This is a genomic window from Halobacillus aidingensis (assembly GCF_900104185.1).
Classification (GTDB): domain Bacteria; phylum Bacillota; class Bacilli; order Bacillales; family Halobacillaceae; genus Halobacillus; species Halobacillus aidingensis.
On record NZ_FNIZ01000034.1, the window covers coordinates 1 to 21,625 of the forward strand.

The window sequence follows — 21,625 nt, forward strand, 5'->3', positions numbered from 1 at the left end:
CTTCTAGTGAATTGGAGAAAACCATGCGTTTGGCAAGGTCAACCCCACGATCATCCACCGCTCGGGCCACGTGTTTGTGTTTCGCCACGTCCACCCCTATAGCGATCGTGTGTTCATTGGTTTGCATTATTCTTTGATTTTGTGTAGTATCCATAATTGAAGTCTCCCTTCGGTACTTAATTCGAGGTCATGCATGACACTCTCTATCGTACCAAGGGGGCTTTTTTTATGCACACCGCAAACTATTCGATATATCCTCAAATCGTTTCCCTACAGGAATGCTCCTCGAGCTAACGCTCTGCGGGGTCTCATCTACCACGCACTTCCCACAGGAGTCTCACCGTTTCCCTCCGCCCCATGACCATATGAGGTTCTCGAAACCCTTCTTAAAGTAAACATCCGAGGGTGGAACCGAATTCCTGATAAACCATGTCGTCTTTATTAGCTTCGACCATAGACACACCGCATATCAGGCTAGGAAACAGGGGCGGGGAAACGTCCGCATATAAAGCGAAATGAGACAGGAACGTGTGTTTATTCTACTGACTGATCCAAAACACTGAAAATCGTCGTTTCCCTGACCCCGTATCCATGGCCGGGAATCGTCATTCATTACATCAACTAGACAAGGATGCTTTTATGTATTGTTGTAGGTGCTCTTTGTACTTCCGCGGAAAGCGAGCTATTCCCCGCAGCACCCATCCACTCAACAAAAGCCTCGAAACTGAGTCTTCCACAATCGCGAGCTTGTATGGGAATCTATTGTGTTATTAGGTGGAGGGGTTTCGTAACATAAAAAGAAGCTTGCATGACAAGGGGCATGCAAGCAAAAACTATTGCTGTGTCCTACATATCGAAAGGTTGTGGAAAAGATGAAAGAAGTCATTCTTGCATTGATTACAGGATTCATCGTTGGACTCGTTTTTGCAGGATTCAAACTGCCGATCCCGGCTCCGCCTGCTTTTGCCGGAGTTGCAGGAATCATCGGGATTTACCTCGGATTTAAAGTCATGGCATGGGCGGGCCCGATGTTTGCTGAATTTTTTAAGTGAAATAATTACAAGAAAGGCCTCAACAATACAGCGATTCTCTGGTTCAGGCGCGTAGTGAATGAACGGCGCTTGAGCCAGTGTTCATCGAAGGCTATGGCATCAGCGGCATCCTCGAAGTAAGCCGTTCTCAAGTCACCAATGAACTCCTCATCATACACGAAAGTATTGACTTCCTTGTTTAAAAAGAAGCTTCGGCGGTCAAAATTGGCCGTTCCGATATCTGCGAATGTTTCGTCTACCATGACGACTTTAGAATGATAAAAGCCTGCATCAAACAGCCGGATGGTGGCTCCCTTTCCATAAAGCTCTTTTAAATACGGGATAGCTGCCGGCTTTACAAATGGATGATCGGCCTTCATTGGAATCATGATGTGAAGCTCGACCCCGCGGTCAATCGCCTGCTTTAAGCCCTTTTGTAATTTATCTGTCGGAATGAAGTAGGGGGTGCCGATCAAGATTTCTCGTTGTGCAGAATCGATCATCTTCGCAAATTCTTTTTCCAGCTCGACCCCGTCCGTTGCTAAAATGTTCATTTTATGGTTTCCGTCTTCAGAAGGTTGACAAGGAGAAAGCGTTTCTCCGGAAGCCAGGTACCAATCATCCAGCATCACTTTATGGATTTGTGAAACGACAGGGCCTGTCAAACGCAGGTGATAGTCTCTCCAGTCTCCGAACTTTGCTGATTCTCCTATATAATTCTTTCCGATGTTGAAGCCACCCACATATCCTACTTTTCCGTCAATAACCGTAATTTTTCTATGATTTCTCCTATTTAATCGATAAAAAAAGAAGGGGAATCCGGGAGTTTCGGCGAAGTAGAAGGCAACCCCTGCGTCTTTTAGTTTCTTTCTAGTTGACTTATTAATTTTGTACCCTCCGAGCCTGTCGACAAGAAGACGGACAGGAACACCATTTCGAGCTTTGTTCTTCAATACGTCTAAGAAGTTTTCACTAATATAATCGTTATCGATCAAGTAGAAGTAGATGTCGACTTGTTTTTTCGCTTCGGAAATTTCCTGGAACATCTGTTCATAAAGGACCGAACCATTTTTATATAGTTTGTAATTGCCGCTTGTTTCCGGCAGGGGGATGGGTCTATGGTTTTTTCTATGTTTCGCCCGTCCCCATTTGAAGTCAAGGACAAGTAATAAAATGAACAAAATGATGAATAGAATAATGGTGACGAGCATCTCCGTACCTCCTAAAAAATATCTTCCACATAGTTTCCCCGTTTTTAAAGGTTTCAAAAGGAAAAACATGAAAATATGTTGACTGAATGCTCATTCATAATTTATAGTAAAGCTATAAGATTCAGAAAATTATAAGATTACTTGTCGATTTTCTGATCGGAGAAAAGGGAAGTCGCCATCGCGCGACAACAACAAAGAGGGGGAGAACCAATGAATCCGTTGTTGGTGGCAAACTGGATTTTATTCCTTGGCGTCCTTGTCTACGGCCTGTACTTGTTCGTCCGTGTCGTTCAGACCCGCGTCGCTTACATTAAACTGGGGAAAAAATTTGAGTATGACAGACAGCTGAAGAGGCGTTTACAGAAGATTCGGATTTACGTATTCGGACAAAAGAAGCTTTTGAAAGATAAAAAGTCGGGCATCATCCACGTCATGATGTTTTATGGATTCATCCTCGTACAATTCGGGGCGATCGACTTTATCTGGAAGGGACTAGCTCCAGATTCTCATCTGCCTTTAGGGCCTTTCTATCCAGGCTTTACCTTCTTCCAGGAAATCGTGACACTGACGATCCTTGTCGCTGTTATTTGGGCGTTCTACCGACGTTATATTGAAAAGTTGGTTCGCTTGAAGCGTGGCTTTAAAGCAGGACTTGTCCTTATTTTTATTGGAACGTTAATGGTTACCGTTCTTGTAGGAAATGGCATGGGTCTCATCTGGCATGGACATGAAGGTGCATGGACGGAACCTGTTGCGTCCGGAATTGCAAGCGCTTTCGGGTGGCTACCTCCTGCGGCAGCTGCGACTGTATTCTTCATTATGTGGTGGATTCACTTGCTCATCCTGCTAACATTCATGGTTTATGTGCCTCAATCGAAGCACGCTCACTTGATCGCTGCACCGGTCAACGTATTTTTGAGCCGTGAAGAACCACCAGGGAAACTGAAAGCGATTGATTTTGAAATCGACGAAGATGCCGATGAAGAAGACGTATCCTTTGGAGTTGGAAAAATCGAAGACTTCAACCAACTGCAAATGATCGATTTTTATGCCTGTGTGGAATGCGGACGCTGTACCAACGTCTGCCCGGCTTCAGGCTCTGGGAAAATGCTTTCACCGATGGATCTGATCATTAAATTGAGAGATCACCTGACGGAAAAAGGAGCGGCTGTCACCGGCCAATCTCCATGGGTGCCAGCTTATGCGTTTTCCGGGACAGAAGGAAATACGCTCGCACAAATGTCACGCTCCCAAGGGTCAGATGAAGCAGCAGCTACGCTTGATGCAGTGAACAATAAGAGTTTGATCGGAGATGTCATCACAGAAGAAGAGCTTTGGGCTTGTACGACTTGCCGTAACTGTGAAGATGCCTGCCCGGTCATGAATGAACACGTCGATAAAATCATAGACCTTCGCCGTTACTTGGTTTTGACAGAAGGAAAGATGGATGCCGACGGACAACGGGCGATGATGAACATCGAGCGTCAAGGGAACCCGTGGGGACTTTCCAAGAAAGAACGTGAAGACTGGAGACAGTTGGATGAGGACGTTCAAATCCCTACTGTGAAAGAACTGAAGAAATCAGGAGAAGAATTCGAATACTTATTCTGGGTCAGTTCTATGGGATCTTACGATAACCGCAGCCAGAAAATCGCAATGGCTTTTGCAAAGCTGATGAATGCAGCGGATATTAAATTCGCTATCCTTGGTAACAAAGAGCAAAACTCCGGGGATACGGCTCGCCGTATGGGGAACGAATTCCTTTTCCAGGAGCTTGCTGAAAAGAACATGAAAGAATTCGAAAAACATAATGTGAAGAAAATCATTACGATCGATCCGCACGCCTACAACATTTTCAAAAATGAGTATCCAGACTTTGGACTTGAAGCGGAAGTGTATCACCATACGGAGATGCTTGCTGAATGGTTGAAAGAAGGACGCTTGAAACCAGAAGGGGTCGTAAACGAGAAGATCACTTACCACGACAGCTGCTACCTCGGCCGCTACAACGAAGTATATCAGCCGCCGCGTGAAGTGCTTGAAATGATTCCTGGAGTAGAAGTGGTGGAAATGAAGCGTAATCGTTCGAACGGCATGTGCTGTGGAGCGGGAGGCGGAATGATGTGGATGGAAGAGAAATCCGGAAACCGCGTTAACGTCGCACGTACCGAACAGGCGCTTGAAGTAGAACCGACGATGATCTCCAGCGGTTGTCCATTCTGTCTGACGATGCTTTCTGATGGAACAAAAGCGAAAGAAGTGGAAGAGGAAGTCAGCACGATGGATATTGCCGAAATCCTTGCGAAGTCCATGTTTGATAAAACCGAAGAAAAGACAGCTTAATCAAACGTTTGACCAACATTTTGACTGTCGAACAAGCATGTTAAAAGAGAAAATAGTATGAAAATTGTGGAAAGTGTACAGTGTTTTATGTACACTTTCCTTATGGGGCGATTTTGAGCGAGCGTTCAATCGTCAATTTTGAAAGCGTTATCAATAAGAGGAGGAATAAACATGCGTAACACCGTAATTGTTGCTGGAGCCCGTACCCCTTTTGGAAAATTCGGAGGATCCCTTGCACCTTTGACAGCTGCTAAGCTTGGAGGCATTGCAATCAAAGCAGCTTTGGAACGTGCCAATGTGAAAGCGGAAGATGTGGATGAAGTCATTATGGGAACCGTCCTTCAGGGCGGACAGGGACAGCTGCCTTCCCGCCAGGCATCAAGAGAAGCGGGGATCCCTTGGGATGTAAAAACAGAAACCGTCAACAAAGTATGTGCCTCTGGTATGCGTAGTGTGACGATGGGCGATCAGTTCATCCGTTTAGGGGAAGAGGACATCATTGTTGCTGGTGGAATGGAAAGCATGAGTAATGCTCCCTACTTTATGCCGAAAGCCCGCTGGGGATTCCGTATGGGCGACGGTGCCGTAAAGGATATGATGGTGCATGATGGGTTGACATGTTCTTTTGAAAACGTCCATATGGGCAACTACGGAAACCGTACGGCTGAAGAATTCGAATTAACGAGAGAATCGCAGGACGAATGGGCGTATCAAAGCCATCAAAGAGCAGTGAGAGCTATTGAAGAAGGGAAGCTTGGCGAAGAAATTACAGCGGTTGAGGTCCCTCAACGAAAAGGCGATCCGAAAGTCATCGATACAGATGAAGCGCCTCGTAAGGATACAACGGTCGAAGCCCTGGCAAAACTTCGCCCTGTTTTTGATAAAACGGGAACCATCACGGCAGGAAATGCACCGGGAGTCAATGACGGAGCTTGCGCCATGCTGCTTATGTCTGATGAGAAAGCAGAAGAATTAGGTGCGGAGACACTGGCTACGATTCTTGCGCACGACGAGATTGCAGTTGAAGCCCAGGACTTCCCACAGACACCTGGACTTGTCATTAATAAATTGTTGAAAAAAGCCGGGAAATCCATTGAAGAGATCGATCTATTTGAAGTGAATGAAGCTTTTGCTGCCGTTTCCTTAGCGAGTGGCAAGATTGCCGGGCTGGATCATGAGAAAGTGAACGTCAACGGTGGAGCTGTTGCGCTTGGACACCCGATTGGAGCCAGTGGTGCGCGTATTCTTCTCACGCTTGCTCACGAATTGAAGCGCCGCGGTGGAGGTCTTGGAATCGCAGCTATTTGTTCAGGTGGAGGTCAAGGAGACGCCGTATTGATCGAGGTACCGAAACATTAAGGAGGAATGCGGGATGACAATTAATCAAGTCATGGTCATAGGAGCAGGCCAGATGGGGGCTGGGATTGCCCAGGTTTTTGCTCAGGCCGGATTGAACGTAAAAATGAATGACATGAGCCAGGATGCCTTGGATCAGGGGCTTGCAGGTATTGAAAAGCGCCTGAAGCGGTCGGTTGAAAAAGGGAAAATGACCGAAGAAGATCAAAAGGCGACTTATGGCCGCTTACAGACGACGACCGACTTGAAGGACGCCTCCGACTGTGACCTTGTCGTGGAGGCCGTCGTTGAGAACATGGATGTGAAGGTGAGCGTTTTTCAACAGCTGGATGAGATTACTCCTTCACATGCTATTTTGGCAACGAACACATCATCCTTACCGATTACGGAAATAGCTGCGGCGACGAAACGTCCAGAGCAAGTGATCGGCATGCACTTCATGAACCCTGTACCGGTTATGAAATTAGTCGAAATCATCCGTGCCATCCAAACGAGTGATGAAACGTATCAGGCGATTGAAGATATGACAAAGAAATTGGAAAAAACGCCTGTCGAAGTCGAGGACTTTCCAGGGTTCGTTTCCAATCGCATTTTAATGCCGATGATCAACGAAGCGATCTATACCGTTCACGAAGGAGTAGCATCGCCCGAAGATGTGGATGCCGTCATGAAGCTTGGCATGAATCACCCGATGGGACCACTTACCCTTGCTGACTTTATCGGCCTTGATACGTGTTTATACATTATGGAAGTCCTTCATGAAGGATTTGGAGACAGCAAATATCGACCATGTCCGCTTTTACGGAAATATGTCAAAGCAGGCTGGCTCGGGAAGAAATCTGGACGCGGTTTTTACACCTACGATTAACGTGTAAAGGGGAGAACGAGAATGAATTTGCAGTTCACGGATGAACAGGAAATGATGAGGAAAATGGTTCGCGATTTCGCAGAAAAAGAGGTGGCTCCTGCTGTGGAGCGAATGGAGCGGGAAGATCGATTCCCTTCTGAGTTGTTACCGAAGATGGGAGAGCTTGGGTTGATGGGGGTGCCGATTCCGGAAAAGTACGGCGGCGCCGAGATGGATTACATCTCCTATATCATCGCGATTCACGAAATCTCAAAGGTGAGTGCGACGCTTGGGGTCATTTTATCTGTCCACACCTCTGTCGGAACGAACCCGATCCTGTATTTCGGTACAGAAGAACAGAAGAACAAATACATTCCTAAACTGGCTTCAGGCGAATTTTTAGGTGCCTTCGCTTTGACAGAACCGAGTGCAGGTTCCGACGCCAGCAGTCTGAAAACGCGAGCAGTAAAACAGGAGGACCGTTACATTCTTAACGGCTCTAAAGTGTTCATCACGAATGGAGGAAATGCAGATACATTCATCGTTTTCGCCCGTACGAATCCAGATGTGGAAACGAAGAAGGGTTTGAGTGCGTTTATCGTTGAGCGCGACACCCCTGGTTTTTCCATCGGTAAAGCAGAGAAAAAGATGGGGCTTCATGGCTCCAGTACCGTTTCGCTGAACTTTGACCAATGTGAGGTTCCCGTTTCCCAACGGCTAGGGGAAGAAGGGGAAGGATATAAAATCGCGCTTGCCAATTTGAACATCGGGCGAATCGGCATTGCCGCCCAGTCTCTTGGAATCGCGGAAGCGGCGCTTGAGCATGCCGTCTCTTATGCCAAAGAACGCGAGCAGTTCGGACGTCCAATTGCACACTTGCAAGGCGTTTCGTTCAAGCTCGCGGATATGGCAACAGAAGTGGAAGCTTCAAAGCTTCTCGTATATAATGCCGCTTCTCTGCAGGCGGCCGGTAAAAAGTGCGGAAAAGAAGTATCTATGGCCAAACTGATGGCTTCAAAAACAGCGGTGAAAGCGTCGATTGAAGCCGTACAGGTGCATGGTGGATACGGTTATACCGAAGATTATGCGGTCGAGCGCTTTTTCAGGGACGCTAAGGTTTGTGAAATTTATGAAGGTACGAGTGAGATCCAAAAAATCGTCATAAGCAATCATCTGATCAGAGACTAGGAGGATGACAGAATGAATTTTACTTTAACAGAAGAACAAGAAATGCTTAGAAAAATGGTGCGTGATTTCGCCAAAAATGAAGTGGAACCAACGGCTGCTGAAAGAGATGAAGAGGAGCGCTTCGATCGTGAAATCTTCGATAAAATGGCGGAGCTTGGTTTGACGGGGATTCCTTGGCCGGAGGAATATGGCGGCATCGGATCTGATTTTGTCAGCTATGTGATCGCGGTGGAAGAACTTTCCCGCGTTTGTGCTTCTACAGGGGTCACGCTTTCTGCGCACATCTCTTTAGCAAGCTGGCCGATCTATAAGTTCGGAACAGAAGAACAGAAGCAAAAGTATTTGACTCAACTCGCTTCAGGTGAAGCGCTGGGAGCTTACGCATTGTCTGAACCAGGAGCAGGTAGTGACGTCTCCTCTATGCGCACGCAGGCGAAACTTGATGGCGACCATTATGTGCTGAACGGAAGCAAAGTATGGATTACGAATGGCGGCGTTGCGGACATCTATGTCGTTTTTGCCAAAACAGATCCGAATGAAGGCAACCGTGGCATCAGTGCATTCATCGTGGAGAAAGATACGCCTGGATTCACAACAGGAAAGAAAGAGAAAAAGCTCGGCATTCGTTCGTCTCCGACGACAGAACTGATCTTCGAAGATTGTAAGATTCCGAAAGAAAACCTGCTCGGCGAAGAAGGCAAAGGATTCAAAGTGGCGATGATGACCCTCGATGGAGGTCGTAACGGCATTGCCGCCCAAGCTGTTGGAATTGCACAGGGGGCGCTGGATGAATCCGTCAACTATGCGAAAGAGCGTGAACAGTTCGGGAAGCCAATCGCACATCTCCAGGGGATTTCCTTCAAGCTCGCTGATATGGCGACAGAAATTGAAGCCTCTCGTTTGCTCACATATCAGGCGGCTTATTTAGAGTCGGAAGGACTGCCTTATTCCAAAGCTTCTGCCATGGCTAAATTGTTTGCCGGAGATACAGCGATGAAAGTGACGACAGAAGCTGTGCAGGTTCACGGAGGGTATGGATACACGAAAGATTATCCAGTCGAACGATATATGCGTGATGCGAAGATCACTCAAATCTATGAAGGAACACAAGAAATCCAAAGGCTCGTTGTCGGCCGTATGGTCACCCAATAGAAGGTCAGCGTTATGCATCCACTGGCTGAACGAATCCAAAAGCAGGATATGAGGGCGTTGGCCCGAGCGATTACGTTGATCGAAAATGAAGATGAAGAAAAACTTTCGCTGATGAGTGATATTTTTTCTATCCAAAAACAAGCGCATTACATCGGCATTACAGGTTCACCGGGAGCAGGGAAAAGCTCGCTGATCAATCAATTGCTCACCTATTTGAGACAGCAGGATCTCACAGTCGCTGTCATAGCGGTTGATCCTACCAGTCCATTCAGTGGAGGAGCATTGCTTGGAGATCGTACGAGGATGAACCAGCATTTTCTTGACCCCGGAATTTTCATACGCAGCATGGCGACAAGAGGAAGCCTCGGGGGGTTAGCCCGAGCGACGAAAGACAGTATCCGTGTATGTGATGCTTACGGATTTGATGTCGTTCTCGTAGAAACGGTCGGGGTCGGTCAGTCCGAGCTCGATATTATGAAAGTCGTGGATACGACAGGACTGGTGCTGACACCGAATAGTGGAGATGTACTGCAAATTTTCAAGGCGGGAATTATGGAAATTGCAGATCTCTTCATCATCAACAAAGCAGACTTGCCAGGAGTAAGAAAGCTGAAGTCCACACTCGAAGAATACATGATGATCGTCCAACCCGAGGGATGGGAACCGCCGATCGTCCAAACGATCTCGACCGAAGCCAAAGGGATGGCAGAACTCTATGAAAGCATGAAAAACCACCGTGAGTTTCTGTATGAGACGAACAAAGGGGCGGAGCGTCGTAAACAACAGCTACAGCTGGAAGTGTACGATTTAATCCGGGAAGAAATCTGGCGGGAAGTCAAAGGTGAGATTGAAAGAGACGCGCAGAAGCTCAAAGTTTTTCAAAACCCGGATGCGGATCCTTATGAATTGGCTCGGTCCTGGTTTCGTGAATGGGTAAGGAAGGGGGAGTGAGTTTGCCTGAAAAACAAGTACCTTCAACCATTAAAGATGAAGCGCTCGTCTCCAAGCGTAGGAATCAGATGATCAAGGGCGCGGTCACTCTTTTTATTGAAAAAGGATTCCACAAGACGACAACCCGGGAAATTGCCAAGGCTTCCGGGTTCAGTATCGGAACCCTCTACGAATACATTCGAAAAAAAGAAGACGTTCTGTTTCTCGTTTGTGACTCTATCTATCAGCGAGTCAAAGAACGGATGGAAGATGCGATTGACCCTCACCAGACTAGTGTGCAAAGTCTGACCCATGCGATTCGCTCCTACTTTCAATTGATGGATGATATGCAGGATGAGGTGCTCGTCATGTATCAGGAAGTCAAATCCCTATCCCGTGATGCTCAGGATTATGTTTTGCAAAAGGAGCGCGATATGGTGGCGATGCTCGAACAAGTCATCGTCAACAGCCTCCCTGGAGAGCACCCGGAGGAAGAAATCAAACTGATCGCCAACAACATTTTTGTTCAGGGCCAGATGTGGGGATTCCGCCGCTGGATTCTTCAGCGCACGTTTACTATTGAAAGCTACACCGATACGCAGATTCAGTTGTTATTGAAAGGTCTCGATAAAGAAGAAACACTTCAATAGAAAGGATGATCGGATATGGAACAACCGACAATCTATAAGCCGAAAAACCCTGTTCGCTTCGTGACGGCCTCGAGTCTCTTTGACGGTCATGATGCATCAATCAATATTATGAGACGGATTCTTCAGGCGACAGGGGCCGAGGTTATTCACCTCGGCCATAACCGTTCCGTTGAGGAAGTGGTCAACGCGGCGATCCAGGAAGATGCTCAAGGGATCGCGATATCTTCGTACCAGGGAGGACATGTGGAATACTTTAAATACATGGTCGACCTGCTTGAACAGAAGGGCGCAGGACACATCCGCGTCTACGGTGGAGGGGGAGGAGTCATCATCCCTCGCGAAATCAAAGAGCTTCATGAGTACGGGGTAGCACGCGTATTTTCGCCGGAAGATGGTCGTACTCTAGGCCTTCAGGGCATGATCAACTTAATGATCGAAGAGTGTGATTTCCTACCGCCTCTTGATGTGGAGAAAGGAGTCGAAGGCCTCTCATCCGGAGATCATCAGTCCATTGCGCGTTTCATTACTTACGTTGAGAATACGCCGAAGAAAGAAAGGGAAGCCGTTGCAGCATTTGAGAGCGCTGTTGAAAAAATACAGGAAAAAACGATTCCCGTTCTTGGGATTACAGGTACAGGGGGAGCGGGGAAAAGCTCGCTTACGGATGAATTGATCCGCCGCTTCGTCAATGAAATTCCTGATAAGAAGATTGCGATCCTATCTGTCGATCCGACGAAAAAGAAAACAGGCGGGGCTTTACTTGGCGACCGCATTCGCATGAACGCGATTTTCAACCCGCGTGTTTACATGCGCTCCCTTGCAACAAGAGACGCCCGCTCCGAGCTTTCGACAGCCGTGGAAGAAGCGATTCAAGTCGTCAAAGCAGCAGGTGTTGATTTTATCATCGTAGAAACAAGCGGCATTGGTCAAGGGGATGCAGCGATCACCGATATTACTGACTTGTCCATGTATGTCATGACAGCAGAATTCGGTGCACCATCACAGCTTGAAAAAATTGATATGATCGACTTTGCCGACTTTATCGTCATTAATAAATTTGAACAAAAAGGATCCGAAGACGCCTTTAATCAGGTGAAAAAACAGTACCAGCGCAGCCATATGCTTTTCCATGAAGACGACAGCAAGTTCCCGGTTTATGGGACGATTGCGAGCCAATTCAATGATCCTGGTACAAATACGTTGTTTGCGGCGATCGTCGATCAGCTGAACGGTAGATTTTCCTGGGAAGATGAAACCTCTTTTTCCGGTATTGAAAAAGTAGAAAAGCAGAACGTCATCATCCCGAATGAGCGCAAGCAATATTTGCGTGATCTTGCTCTAGCTGTCCGCAATTACCATAAGGAAACAGAAAATCAGGCAGACCAAGCGCGTAAACTTTATCAGCTGAAAGGTACGTTTGAGCTTGTGGAAGATGAAGCGACAAAAGAAAGCCTTCAGCGCTTGATCGAAGATTACGAACGGCATCTTTCTCGTGACGCAAAAGAGAAGCTGGAGGACTGGGACGCCCTTCATGAACGTTATAGCGGAGATACGTACACATTTAAAGTGCGTGACAAGGAAATCACGATGGATATCACGACCGAAAGCCTGAGCGGGACGAAGGTTCCAAAAGTCGCGCTTCCGAAATATACCGACTGGGGCGACCGCCTGTCATGGCTGTTACGTGAAAATGTTCCGGGTGCTTTTCCTTTTACCGCCGGAGTATTTCCGTTCAAGCGGAAAGGGGAAGATCCGAAGCGTCAGTTCGCAGGAGAAGGAACACCGGAACGGACCAACCGCCGCTTCCACTATTTATCAGAAGGAGACGAAGCGAAACGTCTCAGTACAGCTTTCGACTCTGTTACCTTATATGGAGAAGATCCGGATGAACGTCCGGATATCTACGGGAAAGTCGGAGAAAGCGGCGTCAACATTTGTACACTGGAAGATATGAAGAAACTGTACGACGGATTTGACCTCGTCGACCCGTCCACCTCCGTTTCCATGACGATCAACGGTCCGGCGCCGATTATTCTTGCCATGTTCTTCAATACCGCGATTGATCAACAGCTTGAAAAGTTCAAGGAAGAAAACGGCCGTGAGCCGAATGCCGAAGAGGCGTCTTCAATCAAAGCTAAGACCATCAATGTTGTCCGTGGTACGGTCCAGGCAGATATTTTAAAAGAAGACCAAGGACAGAATACATGTATCTTCTCTACAGAATTCGCGCTTCGGATGATGGGAGATATTCAGCAGTATTTCATCGACAACGAAGTACGCAATTATTATTCTGTTTCCATTTCCGGTTATCATATCGCAGAAGCAGGAGCGAACCCGATTACACAGCTCGCTTTCACACTTGCCAACGGATTCACCTATGTTGAGTACTACTTGAGCAGAGGAATGGACATCAACAAGTTCGCACCAAACTTGTCCTTCTTTTTCTCCAACGGTTTGGATCCAGAATATACGGTGCTCGGACGTGTGGCCCGCCGAATTTGGGCTATCGTCATGCGTGATAAATACGGGGCCAACGAACGAAGCCAGAAGTTGAAGTATCACATTCAAACATCCGGCCGCTCCCTCCACGCCCAGGAAATTGACTTTAACGACATTCGTACAACATTGCAGGCACTGATTGCCATCCAGGATAACTGTAACTCCCTGCATACGAACTCCTACGATGAAGCGATTACGACACCCACAGAAGAGTCTGTTCGAAGAGCGATGGCCATTCAGATGATCATCAGCAAAGAGTTCGGCTTGACGAAAAACGAAAACTCTCTGCAAGGATCCTATATCATCAGAGAGCTGACCGACCTTGTCGAAGAAGCGGTATTGCAGGAGTTTGAACGTATCAATGACCGCGGCGGAGTACTCGGTGCGATGGAACGTCAGTATCAACGAGGGAAAATCCAGGAAGAATCTCTTTATTATGAAGGGAAAAAACATTCCGGCGAACTTCCAATCATCGGCGTGAACACATACTTGAACCCGAATCCGCCTTCCGAAGAAGAAATCGACTCCATGGAACTCGCCCGTGCGTCCAAAGAGGAAAAAGAACACCAGATTACAGAATTACGCAACTTCCAAACATCGCATGAGAGTGAAGCCGAGGAAGCATTGGAACGCTTGAAACAAGTGGCGTCTGGCGGAGGAAACATTTTTGAAGAATTGATGGAAACCGTCAAAGTCGCGAGTCTCGGCCAAATTACGAACGCGCTTTATGAAGTAGGCGGGCAGTATAGAAGGAATATGTAATGGTTGCTAATATATTGGTGTGAGTCGCTAATATATGAAGGAAAGTCGCTAATATCAAGCCGAAACCTGCTAATATATGGTGAAAAGCCGCTAATATTTCACTGAAACCTGCTAATATGTAGGAGCAGAAAAAAAGCCCTCGCTAACTTAGCGAGGGCCATTCTATTAGTGACCGCCGACTTGATCATCGTCATGGGCTTGATTCACTTCGGTTACATAAGGTTTTTTCATTCCATACCATTCATAAGTAAGGTTATACGTTTCGCCTTCTTTTAACAGCATCCATGTACTCGTATCTTTGACGTGGATTTTTTTGTCATCTACTTCTACAAAGTAACCTTCATCATTATGAGTTTTTGATGTGATTTCTGCTTCTTCTTTATGTTCCTCATGGATCATACCGAAGCTTGTAAATAGCCAGATGCCTACGGCTAAGGCGGCAATAATGGTGGCCACCCAGTTAAAAGGATGATTTTGCACAGTTCGTCTCTCCTTCTCTCGATCAATTCTACCTTTATTTTAAAATAAAATAGCTGGAACACCAACATATATGTCTAACCTCTATTTTATATCGAAAGTTTAAATTCATGTAGGTTTGTCTACAAAAGGTAAGGAAGACTCTATTTGATTTTTGCAAAGCCAACTCATATAATGGATGGTATGATTAAATGTGATTCGTATGCCCATGAGGTCACTTATTCTATTTTGTTTATATAAAGGAGTGCTGGACCGTGAGCTTAAAACAAATGAGCCGAGAGCAAATTGAAGAAACTTCCATGATTGTACTGGCTACTAAAATCCTAGAAGAAGAACGTGAAGCGATTGACTTTAACGAAATCTTCAAACGTATCGCAGACATGAAAGGTTTTACTGATGCACAGAGAGAACAATACATCGCTCAGTTCTATACGGACATGAATATCGACGGTCAATTCATGACAATCGGAACGAACCGTTGGGGCTTGAAAAAGTGGTACCCGGTAGAACAAATGGAAGAAGAGATTGCCAACCTTCCACAAAAACGTAAAAAGAAAAAGAAGAAAAAGAAGAAGCCTTCCAAGCTGCTTGAAGATGAATTGGGTGTATCCGAATTCGATGATGCAGAAGAGGACGAGCTTGAGGATGATCTTGAGCTGACAGATGAAGATTTAGATCTTGATGACGACGATGACTTCGAAGGTGATTATGAAGATGATGACCTGGATGAAGAAGAGGAAGAAATCGTGGAAGATGACATCAGCTTCATTGGAGATGACGACGAAGAAGAAGATAAATAAGGTGGTTGACTTTTAAAAGTCAAATGAGTAGAATCTTATTTGGGCTCTTTAATTTCCTGAAACGAAATTTCCAAACGCTCCCCGAGAGAGGGGAGCGTTTTTTGTTTTTTTATACGATCAAAAGAGGCGCCTTGGTTATGGCTAAGGCGCCTGTGCATTTGTATCATTCGGCGTCCAAGATCTCCAGCGCGCATAAAGTTTCGCCATGGAGGTCTTCGGACGCTTGTGCTTTTATGTAATTGCCCCTTATCAAAACAGAAGGATTAGTGAATAACTAAATAAGACAAATAGAGAAAGAGGGATTCAACGTGGCAACAAAATACATTTTCGTAACTGGCGGTGTCGTATCATCCTTAGGAAAAGGGATTACGGCAGCATCTTTAGGACGTTTGTTAAAAAATAGAGGCATGAAGGTAACGATCCAAAAATTCGACCCTTACATTAACGTAGACCCGGGGACGATGAGCCCATATCAACACGGGGAAGTTTTCGTAACCGATGATGGAGCAGAGACAGACCTTGACCTTGGTCACTATGAGCGTTTCATCGATATTAACCTGAATAAATTCAGCAACGTGACGACAGGTAAAGTTTATTCCAACGTCATTAAAAAAGAGCGTCGTGGTGATTATTTGGGAGGTACGGTCCAAGTTATCCCTCACATTACGAACGAAATCAAAGAACGTGTCTTCCGTGCTGGTCACGAAACGAACGCAGATGTCGTTATCACGGAGATCGGTGGTACTGTTGGGGACATCGAATCCCTTCCATTCCTTGAAGCGATTCGTCAGATCAAGAGTGACATCGGCCGTGAGCATGTGATGTACCTGCATTGTACGCTTGTTCCTTATTTGAACGCAGCGGGAGAAATGAAGACAAAACCGACACAGCATAGTGTCAAAGAACTTCGCTCACTGGGTATCCAGCCAGACGTCATCGTTCTTCGTACAGAAATGGCGATCTCTGAAGATATGAAAGAAAAGATCGCTCTGTTCTGTGACATTAACAAGAATGCTGTTATTGAAGCGCGTGATGCCGATACGCTTTACCAAATTCCGATTACATTACAGGAACAAAAGTTGGACGAGCTGACATGTAAGCACTTCGGCTTAGACCTGCCACCGGCTGACATGACAGAGTGGAACAAACTGATTGACCAAGTTAAAAACCTTCAGCACAAGACAACCATTGCGCTTGTCGGTAAGTATGTAGAGCTTCCAGATGCGTACATTTCAGTTGTAGAAGCATTGAAGCACGCTGGTTACAGCTACGATTCCGATGTAGAAGTGAAATGGGTGAATTCTGAAAACCTTCACGCACAGAATGTTGCAGATGAACTGCAGGGCGTAGACGGAATCCTTGTTCCTGGAGGCTTTGGGGACAGAGGAATTGAAGGTAAAATCGACGCTATCCGTTATGCTCGTGAAAACCATGTGCCTTTCCTCGGAATCTGCCTTGGTATGCAGCTGGCAACCGTCGAATTTGCCCGTAACGTCCTTGGACTAAAAGGCGCACATTCCGCAGAAATCGATCCTTCTACGGAGCACCCGATCATCGACCTTCTTCCAGAACAAAAAGAAGTGTCTGATCTTGGTGGTACCCTTCGCCTTGGTATTTATCCATCCCGTCTGCAACCAGGCACCAAAGCGATGGAAGCTTACGGAGAAGAAGTGGTGTATGAGCGTCACCGTCACCGTTTCGAATTCAACAACCATTACCGTGAACAAATGGAAGCGGCAGGATTCAAATTCTCCGGCACAAGCCCGGACGGCCGCCTTGTTGAAATCATCGAGGTGGAAGATCACCCATGGTTCGTAGCCAGCCAGTTCCACCCAGAATTCAAATCACGCCCGACCCGCCCACAAGAACTATTCCACGGCTTCGTCGGCGCAGCAATGAAAACAAATCAATAATAAATGAAAGAGAGCCGATGTCCCTGACAGGGATATCGGCTCTCTTTTTTTATAAAGATTTTCAAGTATATGGCAGGATTGTGGAAGACTCGATTTCGAGATGTTTCAGGGGGTGTTTGCCGTGTTGAGCGTCAGGGGGGGCTGGGAAGCAACTCGCTTTCCTGTGGGGGAGCGCCGAGCTTCCTCGGACTACGTCCTGCGGGATCTCGCCTATCTCCTTCTCCCACGGGAGTCTCGCAGCTTCCCAACCACCCCATTCCATGAAGGTGAGAAACGAACCCCTTTACTGTGGGAGCGGGCCTTCCACTATCCTGGTGTTATAAGCATAAAGCGCTCTATACCAATCTTTTCGCATGCAGAATAGCGTTTTTAGGAGTTCATTCCCCTCCAATTACCATGTGCATAAAAGCAGCTTATTCCGGAAGTGGTTTCGAGATCCTTATATGGCAGAGGGGCGGAGGGGATTGGCGAGACTCCTATCTTAGTGTGGAGGCGCCTCGATCAGCGGCGTATGGACTGGACTGAGCTGGCGGAGATAAAGGAAACACGAAGAGCGCAGCGATTCGATGTTGACTTATCGTACAGAAGCGAGGGAAGTCTCACTAGCCGCTAGGCGCCGGAACCGGATACCTAAGAGGAAAAAAGTGCAGGGTGAGACCCCACAGGACGCAGTCCGAGGAGGCTCACCGCGCTCCCGCGGAAAGCGACCTATTCCCCGCAGCCCCAACCACTCAACAAAGGTCTCGAAACTGAGTCTTCCACACTCGGGAGTTTTAGTGAAAAGAGAATTTTTTACAGAAATTTTGACAAACAGAACATACGTGTGCAGGAATACACCATTCATGTATAGAAAATACATGATAGAGAGATAGTGAGAGGAATTTAAACTAAAAGATGATAGAAGGGAAGGTAAAAAGCATGGCAAATCGAATCCTAATCGTGGACGACCAACCAGGAATACGACTTCTGTTAGAGGAGATTCTCAAAACAGAGGGATACGAAATCGTAAGCGCAAAAACAGGCCGTGAAGCATGTGACTTTGTGGAAGAACAGGACATGGATCTCATTATTATGGATTATAATCTTCCTGTCATGCATGGCAAAGAAGTGTTGCTCTACTTAGAAGAAATGCACTTTGGCTCACCTGTCATCATCATTACAGGGGCATCCAAGGAATCAATCGAGAAGGAAGCAGATTTTCCTTTTGTAACAGATATCATAGCTAAGCCATTTGACATCCATAAATTGAAAGAAATGGTTAATGGAACCCTTGTTCACAGCCGTTCATGACTTTTTTCTCGATGTAAGCGCTATATAATCCTCCTGCTGTTGCACCATAGAAAGGGTATTGGTATTCTAATACTGTAACCAAACTTACATGGTGTGTTTTCGTATGGAAACAGACTTGTAAATACAATGCAGTACGCTAACTAAAGGAGGATTCTTTCATGCCACTAGTATCAATGAAAGAAATGCTAGAAAAAGCTAAGGAAGAACGCTACGGCGTAGGTCAGTTCAACCTTAATAACTTAGAATATGCTCAAGCGATTCTTCAGGCTGCTGAAGAAGAGCAGTCTCCAGTAATCCTGGGTGTATCTGAAGGTGCAGGACGCTACATGGGCGGCTTCAACGTTGTTGTCGACATGGTAAAAGCACTTATGAAGTCTTATGGTACAACAGTACCTGTTGCGATTCACTTGGACCATGGTTCAAGCTTTGAAAAATGTGCAGAAGCGATCCACGCTGGATTCACTTCTGTCATGATCGATGCTTCCCACGATCCACTTGAAGAGAACATTGCTGTTACTCGCAAGGTTGTTGAACTTGCACACATCCACGGTGTTTCTGTTGAAGCAGAGCTTGGCCGTGTAGGTGGACAAGAAGACGATATCATCGTTGATGATGCGGAAGCAGCATACGCAATCCCTTCTGAGTGTAAGCAATTGGTCGACGAAACAAACGTTGATGTATTCGCACCAGCGCTTGGTTCTGTACACGGACCTTACAAAGGTGAGCCGAACCTTGGCTTTGACCGCATGGAAGAAATCATGGGACTTGTTGACAAGCCACTTGTTCTTCACGGTGGTACAGGCATTCCAACAGCTGATATCAAGAAAGCTATTTCTTTCGGTACAGCTAAAATTAACGTAAACACTGAAAACCAAATGGCTCAAGGTAAAGCCGTTCGTCAAGTTCTTGCTGAACAGCCTGAACAGTACGATCCACGTAAATACCTTGGACCTGGTCGTGATGCGATCAAGGAAACGGTTATTGGCAAGATGCGTGAATTCGGATCTTCTCAAAAAGCGTAAAAATAGTTTGGAGGAAGCCGCTACACTGTAGCGGTTTCCTTTTCATCATGTGTGAAAACGCCATCATTCGACTTTTTTCATCAACTTGGAGCAACAAAAAGAAGCGAAGAGGAGTGGGGATATGAAATTTTTCATTGATACGGCAAACATAGAAGATATTCGGGAAGCGAACGCACTTGGGCTCTTAGCGGGTGTAACGACAAACCCGAGCCTTGTAGCGAAAGAAGGAGTATCTTTTCATGACCGTCTGAAAGAAATCACGGATGAAGTAGATGGGTCTGTCAGTGCAGAGGTCATCTCTGAAGATGCGGAAGGGATGATTCAGGAAGGGAAGGACCTTGCTGCTATTGCCCCGAACATTACTGTGAAAGTACCGATGACGCTGGAAGGTCTGAAAACAGTGAAAGCTTTCAGTGATTTGAACATCAAAACAAATGTAACTTTGGTTTTCTCAGCCAATCAGGCGTTGATGGCTGCCCGTGCTGGTGCTTCCTACGTATCACCATTCCTTGGAAGGCTTGATGATATCGGCCATAACGGAATGGAACTTGTTGCGCAGATTTCAGAAATCTTTGACCGCCATGCCATTGACACGGAAATCATTGCAGCATCTGTCCGCCACCCCGTCCATGTAACAGAAGCGGCTATCCACGGGGCGCACATTGCTACAATTCCTTTCAAAGTTTTGAGCCAGATTGTTAAGCATCCATTGACGGATCAGGGGATTGAAAAATTCTTGAATGACTGGAATAATCAAAAATAGTCGTGTGTTTTGGAAAATATTGCACATACTAAAATCATAATCTTCACCTTAAAGCGAGGAGTTTCACATGCATAAACTATTAGTGGAAGGCGGAAGACCATTACGTGGACAGGTGCGGGTGAGCGGTGCTAAAAACAGTGCTGTAGCCTTGCTGCCAGCGGCAATTTTGGCAGAAACCCCTGTGACGATCGAAGGTCTTCCGGACATTTCTGATGTCGGGATCTTGTCGGACTTGTTGGAAGAGATCGGTGGCTCGGTGCGTAAAGACGGAAGAACCGTACATATCGATCCTTCTGAAATGGTCGACATGCCCTTGCCGAATGGGAAAGTTAAAAAGTTGAGAGCTTCCTATTATTTTATGGGAGCGATGCTTGGCCGCTTTAATAAGGCTGTTATCGGCTTGCCTGGTGGCTGTCATTTAGGCCCAAGGCCGATCGACCAGCACATTAAGGGGTTTGAAGCTCTTGGTGCAAAAGTGACAAATGAACAAGGCGCGATTTACCTTCGTGCAAGAGAACTTAAGGGCGCCCGTATTTATTTAGATGTCGTCAGTGTCGGAGCCACGATCAATATCATGCTGGCTGCTGTCCGAGCAAAAGGGAAGACGGTCATTGAAAATGCGGCGAAAGAACCTGAAATCATTGATGTTGCCACCCTTTTGACAAGTATGGGGGCGAAAATCAAAGGTGCAGGTACAGACGTCATCCGTATTGAAGGTGTGGATACACTGAAAGGCTGTCTTCACACGATTATCCCGGACCGCATTGAAGCAGGGACATACACGATTATGGCCGCTGCTCAAGGTGAGGAGATGATCATTGATAACGTCATTCCGCAACACTTGGAGTCGCTTTTAGCGAAACTGCGGGAGATGGGCGTCACCATTGAAGAGAATGATGAACAGCTGTACGTCAAACCAGGAAAAGACTTGAGGAGCGTCGATATTAAGACACTCGTTTATCCGGGCTTTCCAACAGATTTACAGCAGCCGTTCACATCCTTACTCACACAGACGCAAGGCACGGGTGTAGTCACAGATACCATCTATCAGGCCCGTTTCAAGCATGTCGATGAATTGAGGCGTATGAATGCTTCAATTAAGGTCGAAGGTGGTTCCGCGATTGTGACAGGTCCTGCTAAGCTGCAAGGAGCGAAAGTGAAAGCGACAGACCTTCGTGCAGGAGCAGCTCTTGTCATAGCTGGATTGATGGCTGATGGTGTTACCGAGATTACAGGTGTCGATCACATTGAACGAGGATATGAAAACATTACGAACAAGCTGATCGATTTAGGTGCAAAAGTCTGGTATGAGGAGATGTCAGACGAAGAAATCGAGCAATTCCAAAATTCGTAGCTTCATGATTTCCATGGGGAGATGAGGAAAAATCTTT

General features: G+C 46.4%; 17 protein-coding genes and 1 pseudogene. 15 read left to right on the plus strand and 3 right to left on the minus strand.

Annotated features, from left to right (window positions below; all coding sequences use genetic code 11):
• Positions 1-154 (minus strand): annotated as a pseudogene (locus BLS23_RS22290) (IS110 family transposase); the annotation flags it as partial.
• Between the two features lie 718 nt (positions 155-872).
• On the opposite strand from BLS23_RS22290, the gene BLS23_RS20360 reads away from it, so the two are divergent.
• Positions 873-1,052 (plus strand): XapX domain-containing protein, encoded by a 180-nt coding sequence (locus BLS23_RS20360; RefSeq protein WP_089654841.1) that lies wholly within the window; start codon positions 873-875, stop codon positions 1,050-1,052.
• Positions 1,053-1,057: 5 nt separating this feature from the next.
• On the opposite strand, the gene cls is transcribed toward BLS23_RS20360, so the two are convergent.
• A complete protein-coding gene (gene cls / locus BLS23_RS20365) occupies positions 1,058-2,242 on the minus strand; it encodes a cardiolipin synthase (RefSeq protein ID WP_089654842.1) in 1,185 nt (394 codons plus the stop codon).
• A gap of 210 nt (positions 2,243-2,452) precedes the next feature.
• On the opposite strand from cls, the gene BLS23_RS20370 reads away from it, so the two are divergent.
• The 8 genes from BLS23_RS20370 (at position 2,453) to icmF (ending at position 13,969) form a co-directional block, all read left to right on the plus strand.
• The gene (locus BLS23_RS20370) at positions 2,453-4,585 is read left to right on the plus strand and encodes a heterodisulfide reductase-related iron-sulfur binding cluster (RefSeq protein ID WP_089654843.1); all 2,133 of its coding nucleotides are present in this window, start codon (positions 2,453-2,455) and stop codon (positions 4,583-4,585) included.
• A gap of 171 nt (positions 4,586-4,756) precedes the next feature.
• Positions 4,757-5,944, plus strand: coding sequence for an acetyl-CoA C-acetyltransferase (locus tag BLS23_RS20375; protein ID WP_089654844.1), 1,188 nt, complete (start codon positions 4,757-4,759; stop codon positions 5,942-5,944).
• 13 nt (positions 5,945-5,957) lie between these two features.
• The gene (locus BLS23_RS20380) at positions 5,958-6,809 is read left to right on the plus strand and encodes a 3-hydroxybutyryl-CoA dehydrogenase (protein WP_089654845.1); all 852 of its coding nucleotides are present in this window, start codon (positions 5,958-5,960) and stop codon (positions 6,807-6,809) included.
• A 21-nt stretch (positions 6,810-6,830) separates the two neighbouring features.
• Positions 6,831-7,976 carry an acyl-CoA dehydrogenase gene (locus tag BLS23_RS20385; protein ID WP_089654846.1) on the plus strand — a complete coding sequence of 382 codons (1,146 nt, stop codon included), beginning with the start codon at positions 6,831-6,833 and terminating at the stop codon, positions 7,974-7,976.
• A 12-nt stretch (positions 7,977-7,988) separates the two neighbouring features.
• Complete coding sequence (locus BLS23_RS20390; protein WP_089654847.1) at positions 7,989-9,128, plus strand: acyl-CoA dehydrogenase; 1,140 nt, start codon at positions 7,989-7,991, stop codon at positions 9,126-9,128.
• 12 nt (positions 9,129-9,140) lie between these two features.
• Complete coding sequence (meaB, locus tag BLS23_RS20395; RefSeq protein WP_089654848.1) at positions 9,141-10,079, plus strand: methylmalonyl Co-A mutase-associated GTPase MeaB; 939 nt, start codon at positions 9,141-9,143, stop codon at positions 10,077-10,079.
• Positions 10,080-10,081: 2 nt separating this feature from the next.
• A complete protein-coding gene (locus BLS23_RS20400; protein WP_089654849.1) occupies positions 10,082-10,708 on the plus strand; it encodes a TetR/AcrR family transcriptional regulator in 627 nt (208 codons plus the stop codon).
• A gap of 15 nt (positions 10,709-10,723) precedes the next feature.
• On the plus strand, positions 10,724-13,969 hold the full coding sequence (gene icmF, locus BLS23_RS20405; protein WP_089654850.1) for a fused isobutyryl-CoA mutase/GTPase IcmF: 3,246 nt from the start codon (positions 10,724-10,726) through the stop codon (positions 13,967-13,969).
• A 165-nt stretch (positions 13,970-14,134) separates the two neighbouring features.
• On the opposite strand, the gene BLS23_RS20410 is transcribed toward icmF, so the two are convergent.
• Positions 14,135-14,449, minus strand: a complete 315-nt coding sequence (locus BLS23_RS20410; protein WP_089654851.1) for a hypothetical protein — start codon at positions 14,447-14,449, stop codon at positions 14,135-14,137.
• Positions 14,450-14,700: 251 nt separating this feature from the next.
• Here BLS23_RS20410 and rpoE point away from each other — a divergent pair, with 251 nt between their 5' ends.
• The 6 genes from rpoE (at position 14,701) to BLS23_RS20445 (ending at position 21,588) form a co-directional block, all read left to right on the plus strand.
• A complete protein-coding gene (gene rpoE / locus BLS23_RS20415; protein WP_089654852.1) occupies positions 14,701-15,246 on the plus strand; it encodes a DNA-directed RNA polymerase subunit delta in 546 nt (181 codons plus the stop codon).
• 308 nt (positions 15,247-15,554) lie between these two features.
• Complete coding sequence (locus BLS23_RS20420) at positions 15,555-17,159, plus strand: CTP synthase (RefSeq protein ID WP_089654853.1); 1,605 nt, start codon at positions 15,555-15,557, stop codon at positions 17,157-17,159.
• Between the two features lie 918 nt (positions 17,160-18,077).
• Positions 18,078-18,449 (plus strand): response regulator, encoded by a 372-nt coding sequence (locus tag BLS23_RS20430; protein ID WP_089654863.1) that lies wholly within the window; start codon positions 18,078-18,080, stop codon positions 18,447-18,449.
• Between the two features lie 158 nt (positions 18,450-18,607).
• Positions 18,608-19,471, plus strand: coding sequence for a class II fructose-1,6-bisphosphate aldolase (fba, locus tag BLS23_RS20435; RefSeq protein ID WP_075037173.1), 864 nt, complete (start codon positions 18,608-18,610; stop codon positions 19,469-19,471).
• Between the two features lie 121 nt (positions 19,472-19,592).
• Positions 19,593-20,234 carry a fructose-6-phosphate aldolase gene (gene fsa / locus BLS23_RS20440; RefSeq protein ID WP_089654855.1) on the plus strand — a complete coding sequence of 214 codons (642 nt, stop codon included), beginning with the start codon at positions 19,593-19,595 and terminating at the stop codon, positions 20,232-20,234.
• Between the two features lie 67 nt (positions 20,235-20,301).
• Positions 20,302-21,588: a UDP-N-acetylglucosamine 1-carboxyvinyltransferase gene (locus tag BLS23_RS20445; protein ID WP_089654856.1), complete on the plus strand. Its 1,287-nt coding sequence runs from the start codon at positions 20,302-20,304 to the stop codon at positions 21,586-21,588.
• The last annotated feature ends 37 nt before the right edge of the window (positions 21,589-21,625 follow it).

Bases quoted from the DNA above. Each gene is read 5' to 3' on its own strand.
- BLS23_RS20380 (WP_089654845.1), top strand. From the start codon at position 5,958: ATGACAATTAATCAAGTCATGGTCATAGGAGCAGGCCAGATGGGGGCT.
- BLS23_RS20445 (WP_089654856.1), top strand. From the start codon at position 20,302: ATGCATAAACTATTAGTGGAAGGCGGAAGACCATTACGTGGACAGGTG.
- BLS23_RS20375 (WP_089654844.1), top strand. From the start codon at position 4,757: ATGCGTAACACCGTAATTGTTGCTGGAGCCCGTACCCCTTTTGGAAAA.
- meaB (WP_089654848.1), top strand. From the start codon at position 9,141: ATGCATCCACTGGCTGAACGAATCCAAAAGCAGGATATGAGGGCGTTG.
- icmF (WP_089654850.1), top strand. From the start codon at position 10,724: ATGGAACAACCGACAATCTATAAGCCGAAAAACCCTGTTCGCTTCGTG.
- BLS23_RS20385 (WP_089654846.1), top strand. From the start codon at position 6,831: ATGAATTTGCAGTTCACGGATGAACAGGAAATGATGAGGAAAATGGTT.
- BLS23_RS20390 (WP_089654847.1), top strand. From the start codon at position 7,989: ATGAATTTTACTTTAACAGAAGAACAAGAAATGCTTAGAAAAATGGTG.
- fba (WP_075037173.1), top strand. From the start codon at position 18,608: ATGCCACTAGTATCAATGAAAGAAATGCTAGAAAAAGCTAAGGAAGAA.
- BLS23_RS20430 (WP_089654863.1), top strand. From the start codon at position 18,078: ATGGCAAATCGAATCCTAATCGTGGACGACCAACCAGGAATACGACTT.
- BLS23_RS20360 (WP_089654841.1), top strand. From the start codon at position 873: ATGAAAGAAGTCATTCTTGCATTGATTACAGGATTCATCGTTGGACTC.
- cls (WP_089654842.1), bottom strand. From the start codon at position 2,242: ATGCTCGTCACCATTATTCTATTCATCATTTTGTTCATTTTATTACTT.
- BLS23_RS20370 (WP_089654843.1), top strand. From the start codon at position 2,453: ATGAATCCGTTGTTGGTGGCAAACTGGATTTTATTCCTTGGCGTCCTT.
- fsa (WP_089654855.1), top strand. From the start codon at position 19,593: ATGAAATTTTTCATTGATACGGCAAACATAGAAGATATTCGGGAAGCG.